Origin of the sequence: Pseudovibrio exalbescens (assembly GCF_028737195.1) — a bacterium.
Classification (GTDB): domain Bacteria; phylum Pseudomonadota; class Alphaproteobacteria; order Rhizobiales; family Stappiaceae; genus Pseudovibrio; species Pseudovibrio zosterae.
This window is the reverse complement of sequence record NZ_JAQZAJ010000005.1, coordinates 285,968-304,227: the sequence shown is the minus strand read 5'-3', so window position 1 is coordinate 304,227 and position 18,260 is coordinate 285,968. Positions and strand designations below refer to the sequence as shown.

Below are 18,260 nucleotides of genomic sequence, written 5' to 3'. Positions count from 1 at the left end.
TGTCCCGGTCCTTCTGGGCGCGTCAGTAAGCGCAGCCACGGAAGGCCGGGCCGATAATTCGAAATGCGGCTCCAACATCAATGGGCAGACAGGAACTCATGTGATTTACCAGTTCACGCAACATGACCAGAGCATTTAGCAGTGATTTTGGCCAGAATAAAGGGCTGACTTCCCCAAGCCAAAGATTTCCTCCATCGCAGATCTCAAAGGCTTGCCAAGGAAACATCAACTACAGGATCGCTAATCCGAGCTACTGCTTACCCGCTTCCCGATTTGCGGTCACCCGCTCTCGGTGCGCAATGTAAATGCCTCCGCCAGCGATCAGCGCGACACCGCACCAAACAATTGGTTCTGGGACATCCCCAAAGACAATGAAGCCAATCAGGGTCGCGCTTACAATCTCAACATAGTTGAGCGGGGCAAGCACGGAGGCGGGGGCCCGTTCAAAGGCCATCACAATGAGCCCATGGGATACCAGTGAAATTGCGCCGACAAGCAGGAACAGCGGTACAAGTTCCAAGGCAGGCGTGGTCCACGCTGCCGGCTCAAAGCCGAACAGTGTTGAGACAAGGACCAGCGGGCCAAGGACAAAGGCACCTGTAAAACCGGTTGTGAACTGCGTGCCAAGCAGGCTGGCTGTGCCCGACAACTTGCGGGTCAACATCAGGTAGATGGCAAAAGAGGTTGCTGCGATCAGCGGTAAGAGGGAGTAAAGGCCAATGGCATTTGACCCCGGTCTTATGATGATCAGCGCACCAATCAGGCCAATGCCCACCGCTGACCAGCGGCGAACGCCAACCTGTTCTTTTAAGAACACGGCAGAGAGCATGGTCAGGATCATGGGCTGAACAAAAAAGATCGCGATGGCATCAGCAAGCGGCATGTATTTAACGGCGCTGAAAAAAAACAAGGAACCAATCGCAAGGAACAATCCGCGCAGCATTTGGCCGCGGTCAAACTCTTTCATCATGGAACCGAAGCTGCGGCCCATGATCAGAGCGATGGCCAGCGCAAACACCCCCTGCAACAAGAAGCGTATGAAGGACACCTGAACGGGGGAGACATAGTGTGCCAGATATTTGGCCGTGCCATCCATGGCAGGCAGGATCATCATGCCCCCAGTCATCAGCAGCATGCCTGTAAATGCAGACGCGGTCGGTGCCCCCTTTGCAGGAGCGGAACTTGAAAGTGTCATGGGGCAACCTGAAAGTGATACAGCACCCTTCTTAGACAGCACTGCATGAACTCAGCAATGCCTTAGCATGTGCCTAAGATCCACGGTGAAAGCAAGAGAAGAAGAAAAGCGCATAGCAGCTCTGTTGAAATATCAGAGCTGGTGCCCCGAAAAGGAGCTGTGCGTTTGGGGGATCTGATCTGCTATGACTTATCAAGTGCTCTGCGAGCGGCGTTTGCAGCGGCGCGTTCACGGTGCGCCAGATAAATGCCGCTGGCGACAAGGATGGAAACGCCGAGCCACACCATGGCATCTGGGACTTCGTTGAAGAAAACGTAGCCGATCAGCGATGCAGAAATGATCTCGGCATAGTTGAGCGGCGCCAGCAATGAAGCCGGAGCCCGCTCGAAAGCCGTGATAATCAGGCCCTGACCAAACATGCCAACGAAAGCCAGCAAGCCGAGAAGCGTGAGTGGTAGCCAGAGTTCTTCAATGCCGGCGGCGCTGGAGAGTATCGGAGTTTCTGTTATCCCAAAAAGCGAACCCAAGATCAAAAGGGGGATCACGATGACAGACCCGGTGACGCCAATGACAAACTGCGCGCCCATCAGGGATGCTTGCCCGGAGAGCTTGCGTGTCACCATCAGGTAGAGCGCAAAACACGTGGCCGCTCCAATTGGCAGCAGCGCATAGGCGCCAAAGATGCCAGAGCCGGGACGAACAATGACCATAATGCCCACAAACCCCATCAGAACAGCGATCCAGCGCCTTGGTCCAACGTCTTCCTTCAGAACCACCGCTGAAAGGATGGTCAGCACCATGGGTTGAATGAAGAAAATTGCAATCACGTCTGTGAGTGGCATCACCTTGAAAGCAACGATTATCTGCAAGGAGGCCAGCACAAGAAACACGCCCCGAAGGACTTGCGGCCAGGAAAATTCTTTGATCAGACCGCGCAGGTCAGACCCCTTGAAAGAGGCGATGGCCCATACGATCAACACCTGCATGGAAAATCGGCAGGCTGCAATGGTCAACGGCGAGAAAGTTTGTGCAAGATACTTCACCATGCCGTCTGAGACAGAAAGGACAAAGAGCCCAGCCAGCATGAGCAACACCCCCTCAAGGGACGGATTCAGATGGCCTGCCTGCTGATTGTGGGATTGGTTTGCGGCCATCGGGTTTCCTGAGAGGGCTAGGGGGTGTCTTGGAAATGAAGCGTTGTATCCAGATCAGAGAGGGTGCGCATGCTTTCAATCATGGCGCGTGCCTCAGCACTGTCCTTGTGCATTTGCGCAATGAGCGCATCTACTCCATCAAACTTCATTTCGGAGCGAATGAAACCAATGAAGTAGACGGTTAGCGTCTGGCCATAAAGGTCGCCGGAAAAGTCAAAGACATGCACCTCGCAAAGCGGGGCACCATCATCGAAGGTGGGACGGCGGCCAAACGAAGCGACACCCGGATGGATCTTTCCGTCGATTTTGACCTGAACCGCGTAAATGCCTTGTTTGAGCTCTGAGTTTTCCGCAAGAGGCAGGTTGGCAGTCGGATAGCCCAGTTCTCGTCCGCGCTTGGCCCCGTGTTGAACTACAGCCTCAGCAAAGTAGCGATAACCAAGCAGACCATTGGCAAGCGCCAGGTCACCTTCCGCTAGAGCCGCGCGCACGCGAGAAGAGGAAATAGCCTCGCCGCCTTCATCTTCCTGCGCACTTACAATGCGAACGGAAAAGCCATTGGCCTCGCCCGCAGAGCGCAAAAATTCCGGTGTTCCCTGACGGGCCTTGCCGAAGTGGAAGTCGTATCCGGTAATGCTTTCGCTGATGCCAAGCGCGTCCACCAGAATGTCGGATACAAACGCATCTGCACTCATACTGGCAAATTCCTGGGTGAAAGGCAGCTCAATCATGCCATCAAAGCCGAGCGATTTCAGTATCTCGGCCTTCGCGTGACTTGGCGTTAGCCGGAAAACAGGTGCGGATGGCTTGAAGAATGTTCGAGGATGCGGCTCAAAGGTCATCACCAAGGCTGGTACCCCACGCCGCGCGGCTTCATCCAACGCCATTTGCAGCACGGACCGGTGGCCTCGGTGTACGCCATCAAAATTTCCTATGGCGACTACGCCACCCTTCAGGCCCTGCGGAAAGGCGTTGAGGTCTGTAATGTGATGAAAGGGCTTCGACGTTGCGAGCGCATCATTCATGAAGAACGGGTCCCGGTTCTACAATGTTTGTTACTGGCGACACATGACGGATGGGCGTTCATCCGTCAAGCATCACCAAATGCCAAGATGCTCTCAAAAGAGCAAGTCCAGACCATCAAGAACCGGAATCGAGGCCCTAGTGGTCCTCATGCTTTTCCGGGGTGTGTTCCGCAAGCGGCACTTTTACAAGCGCTTCGCCCTCGAGCACCACAGTATCGCCAACTGTACAGGTACAATTGAGTCGCGCCCGGTGCCCCTTTTCGATGAGCTCAGCTACGGTCACGACCACGTGAATCTCATCTCCAATGTGGACAGGTGCCTTAAAATTTAGAGTTTGAGATAAATAAATAGCACCGGGCCCCGGAAGGCGTGTGCCAAGTATGGCTGAGATAAGGCTCGCGGTGTAAAGCCCATGCGCAATACGCGTTTTAAATGGGGTTTTGGCCGCAAAATGTTGAGATAGATGAATAGGATTACGATCACCTGAGACCTGAGCAAATCCGACAATGTCTTGTGAGCTAACGGTTTTTACCAGCTCCTCTGACATGCCGACATACAAATCCTCGAAGGACAAAGCGCGTAGATTTAGCATCGGGGAACCTCTGGGTTCGGTTGGGGAAATGCAATATGTTGCAGTGCAGCATGAGTACCTTACGCCGCCTGTTAATAAACTGCAATTGCTTTAAACCGTGGAATGGCTGCAATTGTAATATTAACCTAACCTTCAGAGGCGGGTGATAGTTGACAAGAGAGCAGGTCGGCGGATCTGTCCTTGAAATTACGTAGAACCTACGTAGAAGGACCAGAGCTGCACCGCCGACTAGCCGAGTGGTAGTGCGACGGGCAAGCAGGCCCAGCTGACAACATGGAGAGATACATGGCACTTGATCTTCAGATGCCAATTTTGGTTGTTGATGATTACAAGACCATGATTCGGATCATCCGTAACTTGCTGAAGCAGCTTGGCTTCAGCGATATCGATGATGCGGCGGATGGAGCTGAAGCATTTGAAAAGATGAAGCAGCGTCGGTATGGCCTGGTGATTTCTGACTGGAACATGGAGCCAGTAACCGGCTACGAGTTGCTCAAGCAGGTGCGTCAAGACGCAAATCTGAGCAAAACGCCATTCATCATGGTAACTGCCGAATCCAAGACTGAGAACGTGATCGCGGCCAAAAAGGCTGGCGTGAACAACTACATCGTTAAGCCGTTTAACGCTCAGACCTTGAAAGGCAAGATCGAGGCAGTGTTCGCCGAATAGGCGACCTCTCGTTTCACAAGTGGTTTAAATGAGAGGTCACGCGCCGGCGTAGTGGCGCGGTTGATGCGTGACCTAGCCGCGGTGACTTTAAGATGACACAGCTGTGCTGCAACCATCTTTGATCCCATGTGGGTGGGGAAGGATGGAAACAGAACAGGACACGTGCGTCCTGATGAGCGCTGCAATACCGGGAACCAGTGGCATGGCACTAAAAAAAGCCGATGTGCAAAGTGTAATCAATTTTCTGGAAGATACACGGATGCGCAATGCCGAGATCACGCTAAATGACGTGATCCATTTGGCGGAAATCATGGCATCCTCCATCAGAGAGGCCGTCCATACATCCAGACCGTCCATCACCAATGAATTTTCGGCGATCAGTACCGAAATCAAGCGGATGAAGGACGAAATCGGCCGCCTTCGTGTTTCCGACATGAAGCATAATCGCATTCCCGAAGCCGGCCGCGAATTGGACGCTATTGTCACTTCTACAGAAGAGGCAACCAACTCCATCATGGAGGCGGCGGAATCAATCATGGCCGCCGACCCGTCCGACCATGACGCCTATCAAGAGCTGGTGACCAAGCAGGTCATGGACATCTTTGAAGCTTGCGCATTTCAGGACATAACCGGTCAGCGCATTTCGAAGGTGGTGAGCACACTCAACTTCATTGAGCAGCGTGTGTCCAAGTTCATTGAGGAAATGCGTCTTGCCGCTGAACAGGAAGAGCACCTCATTGAAGAAACCGCGGAAGAGCGCCGCGCCCGAGAGCTCATTCTTCATGGACCTCAGCACGAGGGTGAGGGGGTTTCGCAGGATGACATTGACGCCCTGCTGAATGGGGATGCGTCAGGGGCGACAGAAAAATCTACTGATGGAACCAGTCAGGACGATATCGACAAGCTCTTTCCCTAAAGGTTCATCGATCATTTTGATAGACGAAAATCGGCGCCCTTTGGCGCCGTTGTTCGTTTCAGCTCACTGTGGAAGCCTCACCACACCAAGCGCGGTATGGCGGCCTTGGCTGTCAAGCCGCTGTTGCCAAGCAGCTCCATCACATCATCAGCCGAGTGCTCCTCACCCAGTTCCTCTGCATGGATACCGAGGCTCACAAACAGCACATCCAGATTTTGAGCATTGGCGCCCTTGATGTCCGTTGGCATGCCGTCGCCAATGGCCAGAATGCGATCCTGCGCGATTTGCTTGCCCGCCACCGCATTCAGCTTGCGCTTGGCAAGATCATAGATTGGGGCATAAGGTTTGCCCATGATGATCGAGGTGCCGCCCATTTGGCTGTAAAGCTGTGCCAGAGCGCCTGCGCACCACACCAGCGTGTCTCCCTGCTCGGCAACCACATCCGGGTTGGCGCACAAAAAGGGCAGCTCGGACTTTAACAGCTCTTCAAACAGAGGGCGGTAGTGCTCAGGCTCTTCCACGCGCCGGTCGTAGAGACTCGTGCAAAGGATCAGCTCAGCTTCGTCCTGTTCCGTGAAGGTTATTGGCAGATCGGTATAGTGGGCGAGGTTGTCGTCGCGGCCAATGTGAAACACTTTCTTCGGCGCGCTGTCGATCAGGTGCTGGCGGACCACATCGCCTGAGCTTGTGATGTCGTCATAAACGCTGTCCGGAATACCCATTTCAGCCAGGTGCTCCGCAATGTGCTTGTCCGGGCGCGGTGCGTTGGTAATCAGCACCACTTTGCCGCCCTTTTCCTCCCGATATCGGGTCAGCGCTTCAACCACCCCGCGACGTGGCCGCTGTCCGTTGTGCAGAACGCCCCACACATCGCAAAGAACGCCGTCATACGCTTCACAGATCTCGGAGAAACCGTTAATCAAAGGGATTGGGGACATGTACACGCTCCTGAGCCAGACGTCATCTGGACTTGAACTTTTTTGAGATATCCCGAACCTTGCCCGAATGGTCAGCCCGGGAGTTTTGAGCAACAGCACACCTGCGGTAACCGAGACACAAGCTAATGTCCAGCCCGCAGCGAACCCAAGTGAAGCATCCGGAGTGAGAATGGCCGTTAGACAGCTCAGTGATACTGTGATCAATAAAATTGCTGCAGGGGAGGTGATCGAGCGCCCTGCCAGCGTGATCAAGGAGCTGGTTGAAAACGCGGTCGATGCGGGCGCAACCCGTATCGAGGTGGTTACCGCTGCGGGGGGCAAGAGCCTTATGCGGATCACCGATAACGGTTCCGGTATGACGCAGGAAGATCTCTCACTTGCCGTTCAGCGTCACTGCACCTCAAAGCTGCCGGAAGACGATCTCATGCTGATCAAGACCATGGGGTTCAGGGGAGAGGCGTTGCCCTCCATAGGCTCCGTGGCCAAACTTGAGATTTCCACCCGGCATCAAAGTGAGCCGCATGGCTGGAAGATTGAGGTGAACGGCGGCAAAAACAGCGAGGTGACGCCTGCAGCGCTGAATCAGGGAACGCGGGTTGAAGTGAAAGACCTGTTCTTTTCCGTCCCAGCTCGCCTGAAGTTCCTGAAGACTGATCGTGCTGAGGCCATGGCCATAACGGAGGTAGTCAAGCGAGTGGCGCTTGCCAATCCCGGCATTCGGTTCTCTTTGGCCGGGCCAGACCGCCGGGCCGTTGAATATCCAGCCTGTCAGGGTGAAAACGCGCACCTTGCGCGGATCGGGCAGATTCTAGGCGCAGACTTTACCAAGAACGCGCTGGAAATTGACGCCGAACGCGAGGGTGTGCATCTCTACGGGTTTGCAGGCCTGCCCACCTTTCACCGAGCCAACGCGCAGCATCAGTTCTTCTTTGTGAATGGGCGTCCTGTGCGAGACAAGTTGTTGCTCGGGGCATTGCGAGCGGGCTATTCGGATGTGCTCGCACGTGACCGTCATCCCGTTGTTGTGCTCAATATTGACCTCGACCCTCACCATGTTGATGTGAACGTGCATCCAGCGAAGGCAGATGTACGTTTTCGGGATGGTCAGCTGGTGCGTGGTCTTCTGGTGGGCGCATTACGCCATGCGTTTCTGGCCTCTGGACACCGTGCGTCTTCGGCCAACACCCAGTCAGCTGTTGATGCCATTCGTCCCATGGGCGGCGGTGCGGGTACCGCATCCATGCGCTCTCATTCCGGGGCCAGTACCTATCGTCCTCCACGGGAAAACTTTGCCCCTCGCGACTACACATGGCAGCAGTCTGATTTCAGGCCTGCAGAGCCAGCGTCCGGCCCCGCAGCAGACGTGATGCCAGCTGAGGCAGCGGGCACGCAATCTTCTTTCTTCTCTGTTGAGAACGGCGGCAACACCCAGGTTGCGCCGGGTTTGCAGGAAGAGCAGGCCCGGTTTGACGCGGTCACCCAACCCTCTGCAGATGCTCGGGCCAATGAGCACGAATTGCCAGTAGACCGCGAAGCCTTCCCGCTTGGAGCCCCCCGTGCCCAGCTGCATGAGACCTATATCATTTCGCAGACCAAAGACGGCTTGGTGATTGTGGATCAGCATGCGGCCCACGAGAGGCTCGTCTATGAACGCCTGAAAGCAGACCTAGCCAAAGATGCTGTGGCGCGCCAGCTGCTGCTCATTCCTGAAATTGTCGAGCTGCCTGAAGATGAGGTCTCCCTTCTGGAAGAGCGGGCACCTGAACTGGAAGAGGTTGGCCTTGTGCTTGAGCGCTTTGGACCGGGTGCCATCGCCGTACGCGAAACGCCTGCCATGCTGAAGCGCCTTAACATCAAGGCTTTGGTCAAGGATTTGGCGGACGACTTTGCTGAATGGGAAGCCTCATCTCGCTTGCGTGAGAAGCTGGACTTGGTGGCTGCCACAATGGCCTGTCATGGGTCGGTGCGCGCGGGTCGTCGAATGCGTCCCGAAGAAATGGACGCTTTGCTCCGCGAGATGGAGGTCACGCCAAAATCTGGGCAATGCAACCATGGCCGTCCCACTTGGATTGAGTTGAAGCTTAGTGACATCGAGCGGCTGTTTGGTCGCTCGTAGTCAAGCGTCCAAATGCAGGGCAATGTGGACCCTCACTTCGTCACCTGTGGTGATGCCTTCCACTTTTCGGACCTCGGCTTTGATGGGAAGTATGTAGCTTTCCTGCTTCTTGTCGGGAAAGATTGAGGTTTTCCAAGATGTTCCGCCAATGGTGACTGTCACAGGGACTGAGCCCCAGCCGCGTGCGTTATCCCCGGCCATGAACCTTATTTGATCGGCACGGTCCTTCGGCAGGGTGATGAAATGCCAAGTGGCTTTCTGCGTGCTGGCAATCCATAGAGGTGCCGTGAAATGGAACTTCTCATCGAGCATGTAAACGGGCTTCCATCAAAGCAGTGTAGTCTCGGTAGGTCTTACCTTTTTCATCTCGGAAGACCTCACCTGTTTCAGTAGAGTTCATGATGCGATCGACGCGAAACACGCGAAAATCATCGCGTAGCTCACACCATGCGGTCACGGTCCAGACGCTTCCCCAGTATTCGAGCCCAAGTGGTCTGATCCGGCGTTGTGTCAAACCGCCCGCAGCATCAGAGTATGTGACCTCTATACACTCTTTGCGTTCGATGGCGTTGCGAAGCAGCCGCAGCGTTGTTTTCGTCTCCTCGGCGGTGAGAAAATAGACACTGCCGGCCCGCGGCAATTGTCGCCGGCCGGAGGAAGCGGGAAGGGTATCGGCAACCTTGATGGCAGCTTCCTGCGCAGCCTTGGCAATTTCGGCATCTGCAGCAGCGCGTGCCATATCAAGTCCAAGCTTTATAGCTTTCAGCTCCAAAGCCGTAAAATGGAGGGGTGGGAGTTCAATGGGCTGCTGGATGAGGTAGCCAACGCCTCTTGCCCCTTCAATTGGAATGCCGGAGGCTATGAGCGCCTGAATGTCTCGATAAACCGTACGGACAGAAACGCCGAGCTCACCGGCGATGAACTCGGCTGTTCGCAAGCGTTGACCGCGCAAAAGCTGAATGATTTCAAAAAGGCGATCAACTTTGCGCATTCTACATCTTCATGTGCGTGCTGAGGTGCTGCATTCGGGTGCTATCCATATCGATGAAAGAGCAGAATTCCACCACATGTTCGGAGGCCATGAACTTCTTTCCAGCTTCCTTTGCCGCAGCCATGTCTCGCCACTCAACAACATCCAGCCAAGTGTTATCCGCGCTACACGATAGCGTGCGGTTCACAAAACCATCAAGGCCGCGAACGAACGCTTCTGTTTTGTGTGCTGCCGCCATAAAAGCATCTCGGTTGGCCCCCTCTTTCAGTTTGAACTCAACAACTTCCAATGCCTGCTTTGTCATCTCTAATCCTCCTGCTGGGCTGGTGATGACAAAGACCTATCATGGCCCAACTGACAGGTATTGTCAGTAGACTTGTTCCTGTGCGCTGATTTCGTTGCGTGGGAAGGGCAGTTGAACCGGAGATGCACAAGAAGCGATGCCAGCGGCGGGGCGTGGATGCGGGAAGAACGCAATCAGGTTGTGAAAAGCGCAGAGAGAAGTTCAGTCTCAATGGTTTACCATAAGGAAACTGGCTCATCCTGAATGCCAGCGTGCACGGGTGTTGCTCCCTGCACTTTAACAGTAGCCCCCGAGTTGTGGCCGGTTCCCGCGAAAAACTAATCCCCCTTGCGGAAAGAGCGAGCAGACTTCTTCGCAGAGTTTAAACCTACCAGGAGCGGGCAAGCGGGAGAGGAAAGTCATGAAAAACACACGCTCGTGCATCCAGATACACAGGAGATTCATATGCGCATCAAGGGGCGAAGTGGACGGGTAGGCGCAACTGGGAAGGGAGCTGCTGAGAATAGACCCCTGGCGAGTGGTTTCGCTAGCGAGTGGCATCCTCAGGGTACAAACGTTTTCAGCCGCGCAACGGTTGCTGCGCGGCTGACGGGTTCTGCTAAGTGGCCTCAGAAGTCCCTTTGAACTCGGATGAGTACTGTAATGATGTCGTTGTCATCCGGTGTTTCCAGGTCAGATCCGCGTGGAGATACCGCGTTATCGAAGGAAACGTTACGATATCCAAGCTCCGTACCGATTTCGAAGCCGCTGACCGGCGTCCAACCGATCTTCGCGTTCAAGTCGAACTGCTCGAAGTCGTAGAAGTTTGCGTTGTCAGCTTCAGCATAGGAAAGCTGCAGTGCGGAGTTCCACTCTGGAGTCCACTCGGTGAAGATACCACCTGCAATGGACCAGCCCTCAGACGTATCAGCGCGACGACGGTCAGATTCGCCACCAAGCCCGGTTGGGAACACGTCCGTAGCGTCAAACACCGTTCCGCCCCAGTCACTGTGGATGTAACCCAGTGCGCCGTCAGCGTAGGCACCCTGCAAGGCGAAGAAGGAGCCAGACAGGAAGTCGGAGAGATCAAACTCCACACCGGCACCAATTGCCCAGCCCACTTCACCGTCAGCAACGGACGAGAGGTAGCGGATTTCCTGTACGGCACCCATCAACTGCGCGCTACCCCAGCCTTGGTCAACCCGCAAGTTACCAACGAAGCTAGGCCAGCGGTGACCACCGTAGCCCTGACTGTAGATGTCAGCACCTGCAGGCTGCGGGAACAGGTAGGAACCCACATAGAGACCCTGCTCGCGGAAGGCGCGATCTTCAACCGCGATAGATGCGGAGAAGCCGTTTCCGAAGTCTGCCGTGTAACCGGCAACCCATGGGTTTTCATCGGAGTAGGCAACTGTTGTGATGGCACCGTAGGCATAACCGGTCCAGAAGTCGAAGAACGACTTCGCTTTACCAACTGTCAGGCCGCCAAACTGAACAAACGCGTAGTCCAGAGTGAGCGACGTGTCGCCTTCGGAACCAAAGGAACCGTCTGCGTTGTCATTGGATGGACGGTCAACGACGTCATCGTCGTTCCCGGTAAAGCCTGGTGTGTCAACGGTTGCAAACATATCAATGTAAGCACGAAGCAGACCATATTCCGTCTGAGTGCGAGCATCCATACGCAAGTAACCACGAGCACGTGTAGAAGTATCGTTCTCCGTACGGCGATCCCAGTTATTGGGCTCGTCACCGAAGTCATTCCAACGATATTCCGCACGAACACGACCGCGGATACGCAAACATGTTTCCGTGCCCGGGATGAAGAAATAGCCAGTTCCGTAAGCATCACAGATCTGGACATAGTCGATTGGCTCGGGAGCGACGGGCAAATCCGCCGCAAAAGCCGGAACGGCACCCATGACGAGTGCAGCTGTAGTGAGTGTAAGTTGGCGCATTATTCGACTCCTGGTTTGGGTTCTTACCCACTCCTTTTACTAGGTAAAAATCACGTTATACTTAGAGCTGCCGAATTGCTGCCTAAGCAAACCATATTTTTATTGTAATACGCGAATTCCCTGCGCCAATTGATTGCACTTGAGCTCTTAATCATCAATAACCGCGCCAAAAATAACGCAGGGTAAGTGATGTTGAGTGGGGTGCTGTTTCATTCCTGCAACGGTTTTTTGGCTAAACTGTAAATACTACCTAATAGGATGATTAGGGGTGCCCCATGTTTGCATTAACCTGTTGTTATTAAATGAAAACAGTAGGGAGTAGGTCACCCATCCGATTTGGCCTGCTCAGCAGAGCTTCAGCTCCAAAATTCAGAATCATTCGATGATGGTGAGTCGCTCCGGTGAATCGGTCGGCGTTGATTCTTCATGTAAAAAGTAACTAGTCAAAAGTAGATGGTAAGTAATAATCTAATGATGTGAGTTCTGTTTTGTCGATGCCAGTTGGGTGTGGGAGAGGGGGCGAAGGGGGGTAAGTGACCGCTGTTGGCTGCGTTATGCGCTGCGTTATGCGCTGCGTTGGTTTGCGTTGGTTTGCACGAAACTGACATTGCGAGCGTTGTCGGGGCGGGTTTCAGCGCAAAGGGGCGCAGGAGGGCGTTCTGAGGCGGCATCGGTGTTTGGATGCGCTGGGCCTTCTGGCGCGCTGTGGCGGGAGAGGCGTCAATGCTCGCCCCTCCCTCATGCTCTGAAATGAAGGCTGAGATACAGAAAGAAGGGCCACGGCAAGCCATGACCCTTCTCTTGCGCCAAATACTAACCAGAGGGACGACTAGAAGTCCCTCTGTACGCGAATGAGCCAGGTCCAAATGTCCTGATCTCGCGGCGAGGAAATTGGATCCACGCCATTGGGAGCGGTTGCGCTGCTGTACTCGATGTTCCGATAGCCCACTTCCGTCCCAATTTCGAAACCTGAGACGGGGGTCCAGCCGATCACACCTTGAATGTCGAACTGATCCACATCCCAGTAGAGCTTGTTGTCGGCTTCTGCGTAAGACAGTTCCAGAGCGGAATAGAACTGCGGGCTCCACTCGGTGATGATGCCCCCGGCAACAGACCAGCCTTCACCCGTACCGTCGCCGCGAAGCGTCGAGCCGACGCCGCCTGTCGGGAAGACGGAGCTGGCATCAAAAACATCTCCACCCCAGTCACTGTGTACATAACCAAGAGCCCCGTCGGCATAGGTTGCCTGCAGCGCTGCCTGGCTTTCGCCAAGGTAAGGAATGTTGACCTCAACACCACCGCCGATGGCAAAGCCGACTTCGCCATCAGGAATGGAGGAAAGATAGCGAACCTCGCGAACGGCACCCATGATCTGAGCGCTACCCCAGCCTTGATCAACCCGGAAGTTACCAACCAGTTCAGGGAAGCGATGGCCGCCATAGTTTTGAGAGTAGTCCGGGTCCTCATTCAGATAAGAGCCCACAAACAGGTCCTGGTCTCTGTAGGTGCGTTCCTCAACGGAGATGCTTGCGGAAAAGCCATTGCCAAAATCCGCTGTGTACCCGGCAATCCATGGCTTCTCATCGGAATAGGCAACCGCCGTAATCGCACCGTAGGTATAGCCCGTCCAGAAATCATAGAAGGACTGGGCTTTACCCACTGTAAGGCCGCCAAACTGAATAAAGGCGTAGTCGAGGTCCAGTTCGGTATCGCCTTCAGACCCGAATGAACCTTCATCGTCGTCGTTGGATGGACGGTCAACAACTGTCCCGTCGCCGCTCTCGAAACCCGGCGTATCCACCGTCGCGAACATGTCAATGTAGGTTCGCAGCATGCCGTACTCCGTTTGTGTGCGCGCATCGAGGCGCAAATACCCACGGGCACGGGTGGAAGTGTCGTTCTCGCTGCGGCGATCCCAGTCATTCGGTGCATCGCCGAAGTTGTTGAAGCGATACTCTGCACGAACCCGGCCACGGATACGCAGGCACGTTTCAGTGCCCGGAATGAAGAAGTAGCCGGTTCCGTATGCATCACAGATCTGTACATACTCTACAGGGTCTGCAATAGGCAGGTCTGCCGCTTGGGCGCTCATGGGAACGAGAGCTAGCGCAGCGACGCCTGAAGCAATATGGCGCATCTATATTCTCCGATCTCAAATGTGAGGTTCAGAACTCACCAAAGGTTCAGCGACGCGAGGCATGCCCCAAGGAGCGCGCTACTCACGCTGCAAACAGCTTTAGTTCTGTCGGAGATGAGGGTCTTGTAAATATAAAAGAGCTTCTTGGGTGATTAAGATAAGAAATAATTTCAATGATTTACATTAGTGTCATAAACTAGCGAAATACATATAATAACTACTTTGGGTGTTATATGTATAAAATTCATAAATATTATTGTTATAGTAGATAATAACTAGTGTCAGGGTGTGTTTTATATTTTGGGGGCTGTGAATCGCTATGAAAAAAGCGCACTGTGCACACAGCGCGCTTCTAACACTCTGATTTATTAGGCGGCTCAGCCGTTGTAGCGCAAGATCGCTATCTGGCTGTCGCCCTGTTTGCGCTGGTCCAGAAGTTCGCAGCCTTCCGGGGGAAGGAGTGTTGCTTTCACATCTTCCTCCCAAACAATAATGGCGTTTTTTGCCAGCCAGCCACCAGGAATGGCGCTGGCCAAGGCGGCCTCGCCCAGCTCTTTAAGGTAGGGCGGATCCATGAAGACCAGAGTGAATGGCTCCATGGTGCCAACAATGCCCAGATCGGTAGCGTCTCGGCGCAAGATCTTGGTTGCACCCATCAGTCCGGTCGCCTCAACGTTACGGCGTATCAGGCCCCGTCCTTCAACGCCCATTTCAACAAACGTACAAAACCGGGCACCGCGGCTCATGGCCTCAATGCCCAGAGCACCCGTGCCGGCATAAAGGTCCAGAACGCGGGCGTCCTGAACCGGATTGTCAAAGGCATGAGCCAGTACGTTGAAAATCGTTTCACGCAGGCGGTCGCTTGTTGGGCGTGTTTCCTGCGTCTTCGGGGTGGCAAGAGCCGTGCCCCGGAAACGTCCCCCTACTACGCGCAAGGCTTACCTCCTGCCTTTTGGCGGACCAGAACGGTTCGGGCCAGAGCGGTTCGGGCCAGAACGATTGGGACCAGAACGGTTAGGACCTGAGCGGCCCGGGCCACTGCGACCAGAGGAAGGCTTGTCAGAGCGTGCGCCACCCGGACGTCCGCCGTCAGAACGAGCGCCGCCGGGGCGACTGCCTCCGGGCCGTCCACCGCCAGGACGGTCTCCGCCGGAGCGCGCGTCAGGGCGATCTCCACCTTGCGGGCGACCGGAGCCACGAGGACGGTCTTCACCGAAACGCGCTCCTTCGGAGCGGTTTCCGGAAAACGGCTTGCCAGATCCGCGTGGGCCGCCTGGACCACGTGGTCTGGAGTCACCGCGGTCGCCATAAGTCTTAGGTCCGTCACCGGAAGGGCCGCGCTTTCTTGCCGGAGAAGAGAAAGAGCGACGCTCCTGCGTTCCTTCCTCGTTTTCTGCGGCTTTGCGAGCCACTGGGCTCAAACGATCGAACCCCCCGCGCTGGGCGCGAACACCGCTACGGCGTTCGTTGTTCTTGCGCGGCTCATCAGTCGGGCGGTCACGTTCCTTCTTGGGTGATACGTACTCGGCTTCGGCACCATCTGAAGACCAGACACGCATCGGCTTGGCTGGGGCGCTGCCCCGCTCATTGCTGCCATAACGGCTTGGCGCGGAGCGGCGGTCATCACGTCCGCCACGCTCAAACCTGCCACCACGACCCCCGCCGTCGCGGCGGTCATCACGTGGGCCGCGCTCGAACCTGCCACCGCGCTCTCCGCCGTCGCGGCGTTCAAAGCGCTGTCCTTCGCTTCTTTCTCTGCGTTCGCCACCTTCATGGCGCTCAGAGCGCCCGCCTTCGGCGCGATCTTTGAATACACCCTTACGCTGCCCAAACGGATTGTCTTCCCTGTTGGACGTGTCCGGGGTGGAGCGCATGGCTGCTTTCTTCTCAGACTTGCGTTTTTGCGCAGTAAGGGCGGCCTCTGCTTCTTTAGCGGACATCCAGCCACCGCCAGTGCCGCCTTTTTTCTTCTTGGCCAGCTTCGACTTGTCGTCCTGTGCCTTGTTCGGATCGGCCTGATGGATGATCGGTGCATCGAAATCCAGATCTGCCTCGGAAATGAGTCGCTCGCCCAACTGATCACGAAGAACGCGGCCGCGAATTTCACGCGCTTCACCTTCGGCAATGTCGCCGAGCTGGAACGGACCAAAGGAGATACGGATCAGGCGGTTCACGGAGAGGCCGAGATGCTCGAGGATCTTTTTCACCTCGCGGTTTTTGCCTTCCCGCAGACCCAGTGTCAGCCAGACGTTGTCCTTGCGAACGGTGTCGAGGGTGGCTTCGATGGCACCGTAAAGTACGCCGTCAATGGCCACACCATCCTTGATGGAATCAAGCTGTTCCTGAGTGACCTTGCCGAATGCGCGCACGCGGTAACGGCGCAGCCATCCGGTCTGAGGCAGTTCGATAACACGAGACAGACCGCCGTCATTGGTCAGCAGCAGAAGGCCTTCGGTGTTGATGTCGAGGCGTCCAACGGTCACAACCCGTGGCAAGTCCTTGGGCAGAACGTCAAAAACGGTCTGACGGCCCTCTGGGTCGCTGTTGGTGGTCACCGTGCCGCGTGGCTTGTGGAAGAGCCAAAGGCGCGTGCGCTCGCGGGTTGGCAAAGGCTCGCCATCCACCAGCACCTTGTCCTTGGAGGTCACGGTAAAAGCAGGCGTTTCCAGAGTGGTGCCGTTGACACTGACGCGTCCGGCTTCAATCCAGGTTTCTGCTTCACGGCGGGAACACAGACCAGCGCGCGCAATCGCCTTGGCGATACGCTCTCCAGAAATTACAGGTGTTTCCGCAGGCTTCCCAGCCTTCGTCTTGTTGTCTTTTTTCGCTGCCGCTGGTTTGTCGGACTTACGATTGGCTTTGTCTTTTGGCTTGTCAAAGCGCTTGGTCATTTTCTGGCCTGTCTAGAATGTTGGCCGCCGTGGCCGAAGAGGGTCCGCGCTGGCTGAGGATAAAACCTGCCACTTTGCGCTCTGTGTGCCCTGAATTTAAATTGTGGTCGCCGCGTCATAGCAGACGCAAGAAATAAGGCAACTGTTGCACAAGGCCACAGGCCAAATTTAAGCAAAAAATGCACGGGGGTAAGCGGTTCTGCAACATTTGTGTCTGATGACAGCGGTTTCAACACAGGCTAGCTTGCGGCCATGATGAACAGCCCGCGATATTCCGGCTACATGGATTTGGCCCTGGATGAAGCCCGCGCAGCAGAAGCGCGTGGTGAAGTGCCCATAGGCTGTGTCATCGTCAAGGATGGCGAGGTGATTGCCCGCGCTGGAAACCGCACGCTGGAACTCAACGACCCAACCGCCCACGCGGAGGTGCTGGCCATTCGCGAAGCGGGCACAAAGCTGGAGTCTCAGCGCTTGGAAGGCTGTGATCTCTACGTGACGTTGGAGCCCTGTACAATGTGCGCCGGGGCCATCTCGTTTGCCCGCATCCGCCGCTTGTACTATGGGGCCGCAGATGAGAAAGGCGGCGGGGTCGATCACGGGGCTCGATTCTTTACACAAGCCACATGCCACCATGCGCCGGAGGTCTACAGCGGCCTTGCGGAACAGGACGCCGCGCTGTTACTGACGCGCTTCTTTGAGGGACGGCGCTAAGCCTGCGCGCAACCCAATGTGCGCCCTAGCGGCATTGTGGAGTTGAGTTTAAGCTCCGTTGCGTTACGATTGGCCAGCTTCAATTTCCATGTGCCCTGTGCCGTGCGCGCAGGACCAAGCGCGGAGGAAAGACCATGTTGAAACTGATTGTGACCATGCAGGCTGAAGACCCCAAGGCCTGGGTAGAGGCTCATGACACCCGTGTTGAGCGCTTCAAAAGCGTGGCAACCGACATTTCCAGCTATCTCGACCCAGCGGGCGGCAACCAGGTCGGCCTGTCAATGACCGTCACTGATCAGGCGGCGTTGAACGAGATCATCATGTCGGAAGAAACCGTGGAGCGCATGAGGAAGCACGGCGGTGCCAGCGAACCCAAGTTTCTAGTGGGCGTTTAACCGGCATCTGCCGGCAGGGGTGCCGCGAGTGCGATGGTTTTTCTCGCCGAGCGCTCATCCTGCTGGCTTGCCTTTAGGTATCCCAGGGCTTCAAGCTCGTTTATGGCCCTGAGAACGAGGGCGTGTGCCTCATCCAGATCCCGCGCAAGACGCCCGGAATCCAGAGAGCCAAACAGTTCCGCTAGTGCCAGAATGACCACATGAAGTGGGGGCAAGTCCGGCAGGGCGTGTCCGAGCGCTTCCACGCGTTGGGGCAGGTGGGCGGCAATTTCTTCAGCAGTTGGGGTCACCC

General features: G+C 55.5%; 18 protein-coding genes. 5 read left to right on the top strand and 13 right to left on the bottom strand.

From position 1 onward, the window contains the following. Nucleotides 1-250: 250 nt before the first annotated feature. From PUV47_RS15545 to PUV47_RS15530, 4 genes are all read right to left on the bottom strand, one after another. Nucleotides 251-1,195, bottom strand: coding sequence for a DMT family transporter (locus PUV47_RS15545; RefSeq protein ID WP_274219497.1), 945 nt, complete (start codon nucleotides 1,193-1,195; stop codon nucleotides 251-253). Nucleotides 1,196-1,377: 182 nt separating this feature from the next. Next, a complete protein-coding gene (locus PUV47_RS15540; protein ID WP_274219496.1) occupies nucleotides 1,378-2,349 on the bottom strand; it encodes a DMT family transporter in 972 nt (323 codons plus the stop codon). Between the two features lie 17 nt (nucleotides 2,350-2,366). Continuing rightward, the gene (locus tag PUV47_RS15535; RefSeq protein WP_274219495.1) at nucleotides 2,367-3,374 is read right to left on the bottom strand and encodes a bifunctional riboflavin kinase/FAD synthetase; all 1,008 of its coding nucleotides are present in this window, start codon (nucleotides 3,372-3,374) and stop codon (nucleotides 2,367-2,369) included. A 136-nt stretch (nucleotides 3,375-3,510) separates the two neighbouring features. After that, nucleotides 3,511-3,966 carry a MaoC family dehydratase gene (locus PUV47_RS15530; protein WP_274219494.1) on the bottom strand — a complete coding sequence of 152 codons (456 nt, stop codon included), beginning with the start codon at nucleotides 3,964-3,966 and terminating at the stop codon, nucleotides 3,511-3,513. 285 nt (nucleotides 3,967-4,251) lie between these two features. Here PUV47_RS15530 and PUV47_RS15525 point away from each other — a divergent pair, with 285 nt between their 5' ends. Both PUV47_RS15525 and PUV47_RS15520 read left to right on the top strand, forming a co-directional pair. After that, entirely contained in the window at nucleotides 4,252-4,635 is a 384-nt protein-coding gene (locus PUV47_RS15525) for a response regulator (RefSeq protein WP_028482492.1), read from the top strand. A 142-nt stretch (nucleotides 4,636-4,777) separates the two neighbouring features. Further along, nucleotides 4,778-5,551 (top strand): protein phosphatase CheZ, encoded by a 774-nt coding sequence (locus tag PUV47_RS15520; protein WP_274219493.1) that lies wholly within the window; start codon nucleotides 4,778-4,780, stop codon nucleotides 5,549-5,551. A 77-nt stretch (nucleotides 5,552-5,628) separates the two neighbouring features. Here the strand turns inward: PUV47_RS15520 and PUV47_RS15515 are convergent, their stop codons facing one another. Next, a complete protein-coding gene (locus tag PUV47_RS15515) occupies nucleotides 5,629-6,489 on the bottom strand; it encodes a TIGR01459 family HAD-type hydrolase (protein WP_274219492.1) in 861 nt (286 codons plus the stop codon). Between the two features lie 169 nt (nucleotides 6,490-6,658). Here PUV47_RS15515 and mutL point away from each other — a divergent pair, with 169 nt between their 5' ends. Then, complete coding sequence (mutL, locus tag PUV47_RS15510) at nucleotides 6,659-8,605, top strand: DNA mismatch repair endonuclease MutL (RefSeq protein ID WP_274219491.1); 1,947 nt, start codon at nucleotides 6,659-6,661, stop codon at nucleotides 8,603-8,605. On the opposite strand, the gene PUV47_RS15505 is transcribed toward mutL, so the two are convergent. The 7 genes from PUV47_RS15505 to PUV47_RS15475 form a co-directional block, all read right to left on the bottom strand. Next, entirely contained in the window at nucleotides 8,606-8,917 is a 312-nt protein-coding gene (locus tag PUV47_RS15505) for a DUF1905 domain-containing protein (protein ID WP_274219490.1), read from the bottom strand. Next, nucleotides 8,907-9,596: a helix-turn-helix transcriptional regulator gene (locus tag PUV47_RS15500; protein WP_274219489.1), complete on the bottom strand. Its 690-nt coding sequence runs from the start codon at nucleotides 9,594-9,596 to the stop codon at nucleotides 8,907-8,909. Before PUV47_RS15500 ends, PUV47_RS15505 begins: the two co-directional genes overlap by 11 nt. A gap of 1 nt (nucleotide 9,597) precedes the next feature. Further along, the gene (locus PUV47_RS15495; protein WP_274219488.1) at nucleotides 9,598-9,900 is read right to left on the bottom strand and encodes an antibiotic biosynthesis monooxygenase family protein; all 303 of its coding nucleotides are present in this window, start codon (nucleotides 9,898-9,900) and stop codon (nucleotides 9,598-9,600) included. A 608-nt stretch (nucleotides 9,901-10,508) separates the two neighbouring features. Next, nucleotides 10,509-11,834, bottom strand: coding sequence for a porin (locus PUV47_RS15490; RefSeq protein ID WP_274219487.1), 1,326 nt, complete (start codon nucleotides 11,832-11,834; stop codon nucleotides 10,509-10,511). 829 nt (nucleotides 11,835-12,663) lie between these two features. Further along, nucleotides 12,664-13,971 carry a porin gene (locus PUV47_RS15485; RefSeq protein ID WP_274219486.1) on the bottom strand — a complete coding sequence of 436 codons (1,308 nt, stop codon included), beginning with the start codon at nucleotides 13,969-13,971 and terminating at the stop codon, nucleotides 12,664-12,666. Between the two features lie 377 nt (nucleotides 13,972-14,348). Then, nucleotides 14,349-14,906 carry a 16S rRNA (guanine(966)-N(2))-methyltransferase RsmD gene (rsmD, locus tag PUV47_RS15480; protein ID WP_274219485.1) on the bottom strand — a complete coding sequence of 186 codons (558 nt, stop codon included), beginning with the start codon at nucleotides 14,904-14,906 and terminating at the stop codon, nucleotides 14,349-14,351. A 3-nt stretch (nucleotides 14,907-14,909) separates the two neighbouring features. After that, on the bottom strand, nucleotides 14,910-16,862 hold the full coding sequence (locus tag PUV47_RS15475; RefSeq protein ID WP_274219484.1) for a pseudouridine synthase: 1,953 nt from the start codon (nucleotides 16,860-16,862) through the stop codon (nucleotides 14,910-14,912). 252 nt (nucleotides 16,863-17,114) lie between these two features. Here PUV47_RS15475 and PUV47_RS15470 point away from each other — a divergent pair, with 252 nt between their 5' ends. Further along, nucleotides 17,115-17,573 carry a nucleoside deaminase gene (locus PUV47_RS15470; protein ID WP_413697785.1) on the top strand — a complete coding sequence of 153 codons (459 nt, stop codon included), beginning with the start codon at nucleotides 17,115-17,117 and terminating at the stop codon, nucleotides 17,571-17,573. 134 nt (nucleotides 17,574-17,707) lie between these two features. Then, the gene (locus PUV47_RS15465; protein ID WP_274219483.1) at nucleotides 17,708-17,968 is read left to right on the top strand and encodes a hypothetical protein; all 261 of its coding nucleotides are present in this window, start codon (nucleotides 17,708-17,710) and stop codon (nucleotides 17,966-17,968) included. On the opposite strand, the gene PUV47_RS15460 is transcribed toward PUV47_RS15465, so the two are convergent. Then, entirely contained in the window at nucleotides 17,965-18,258 is a 294-nt protein-coding gene (locus tag PUV47_RS15460; protein WP_274219482.1) for a hypothetical protein, read from the bottom strand. The genes PUV47_RS15465 and PUV47_RS15460 overlap by 4 nt on opposite strands. Nucleotides 18,259-18,260 lie beyond the last annotated feature (2 nt).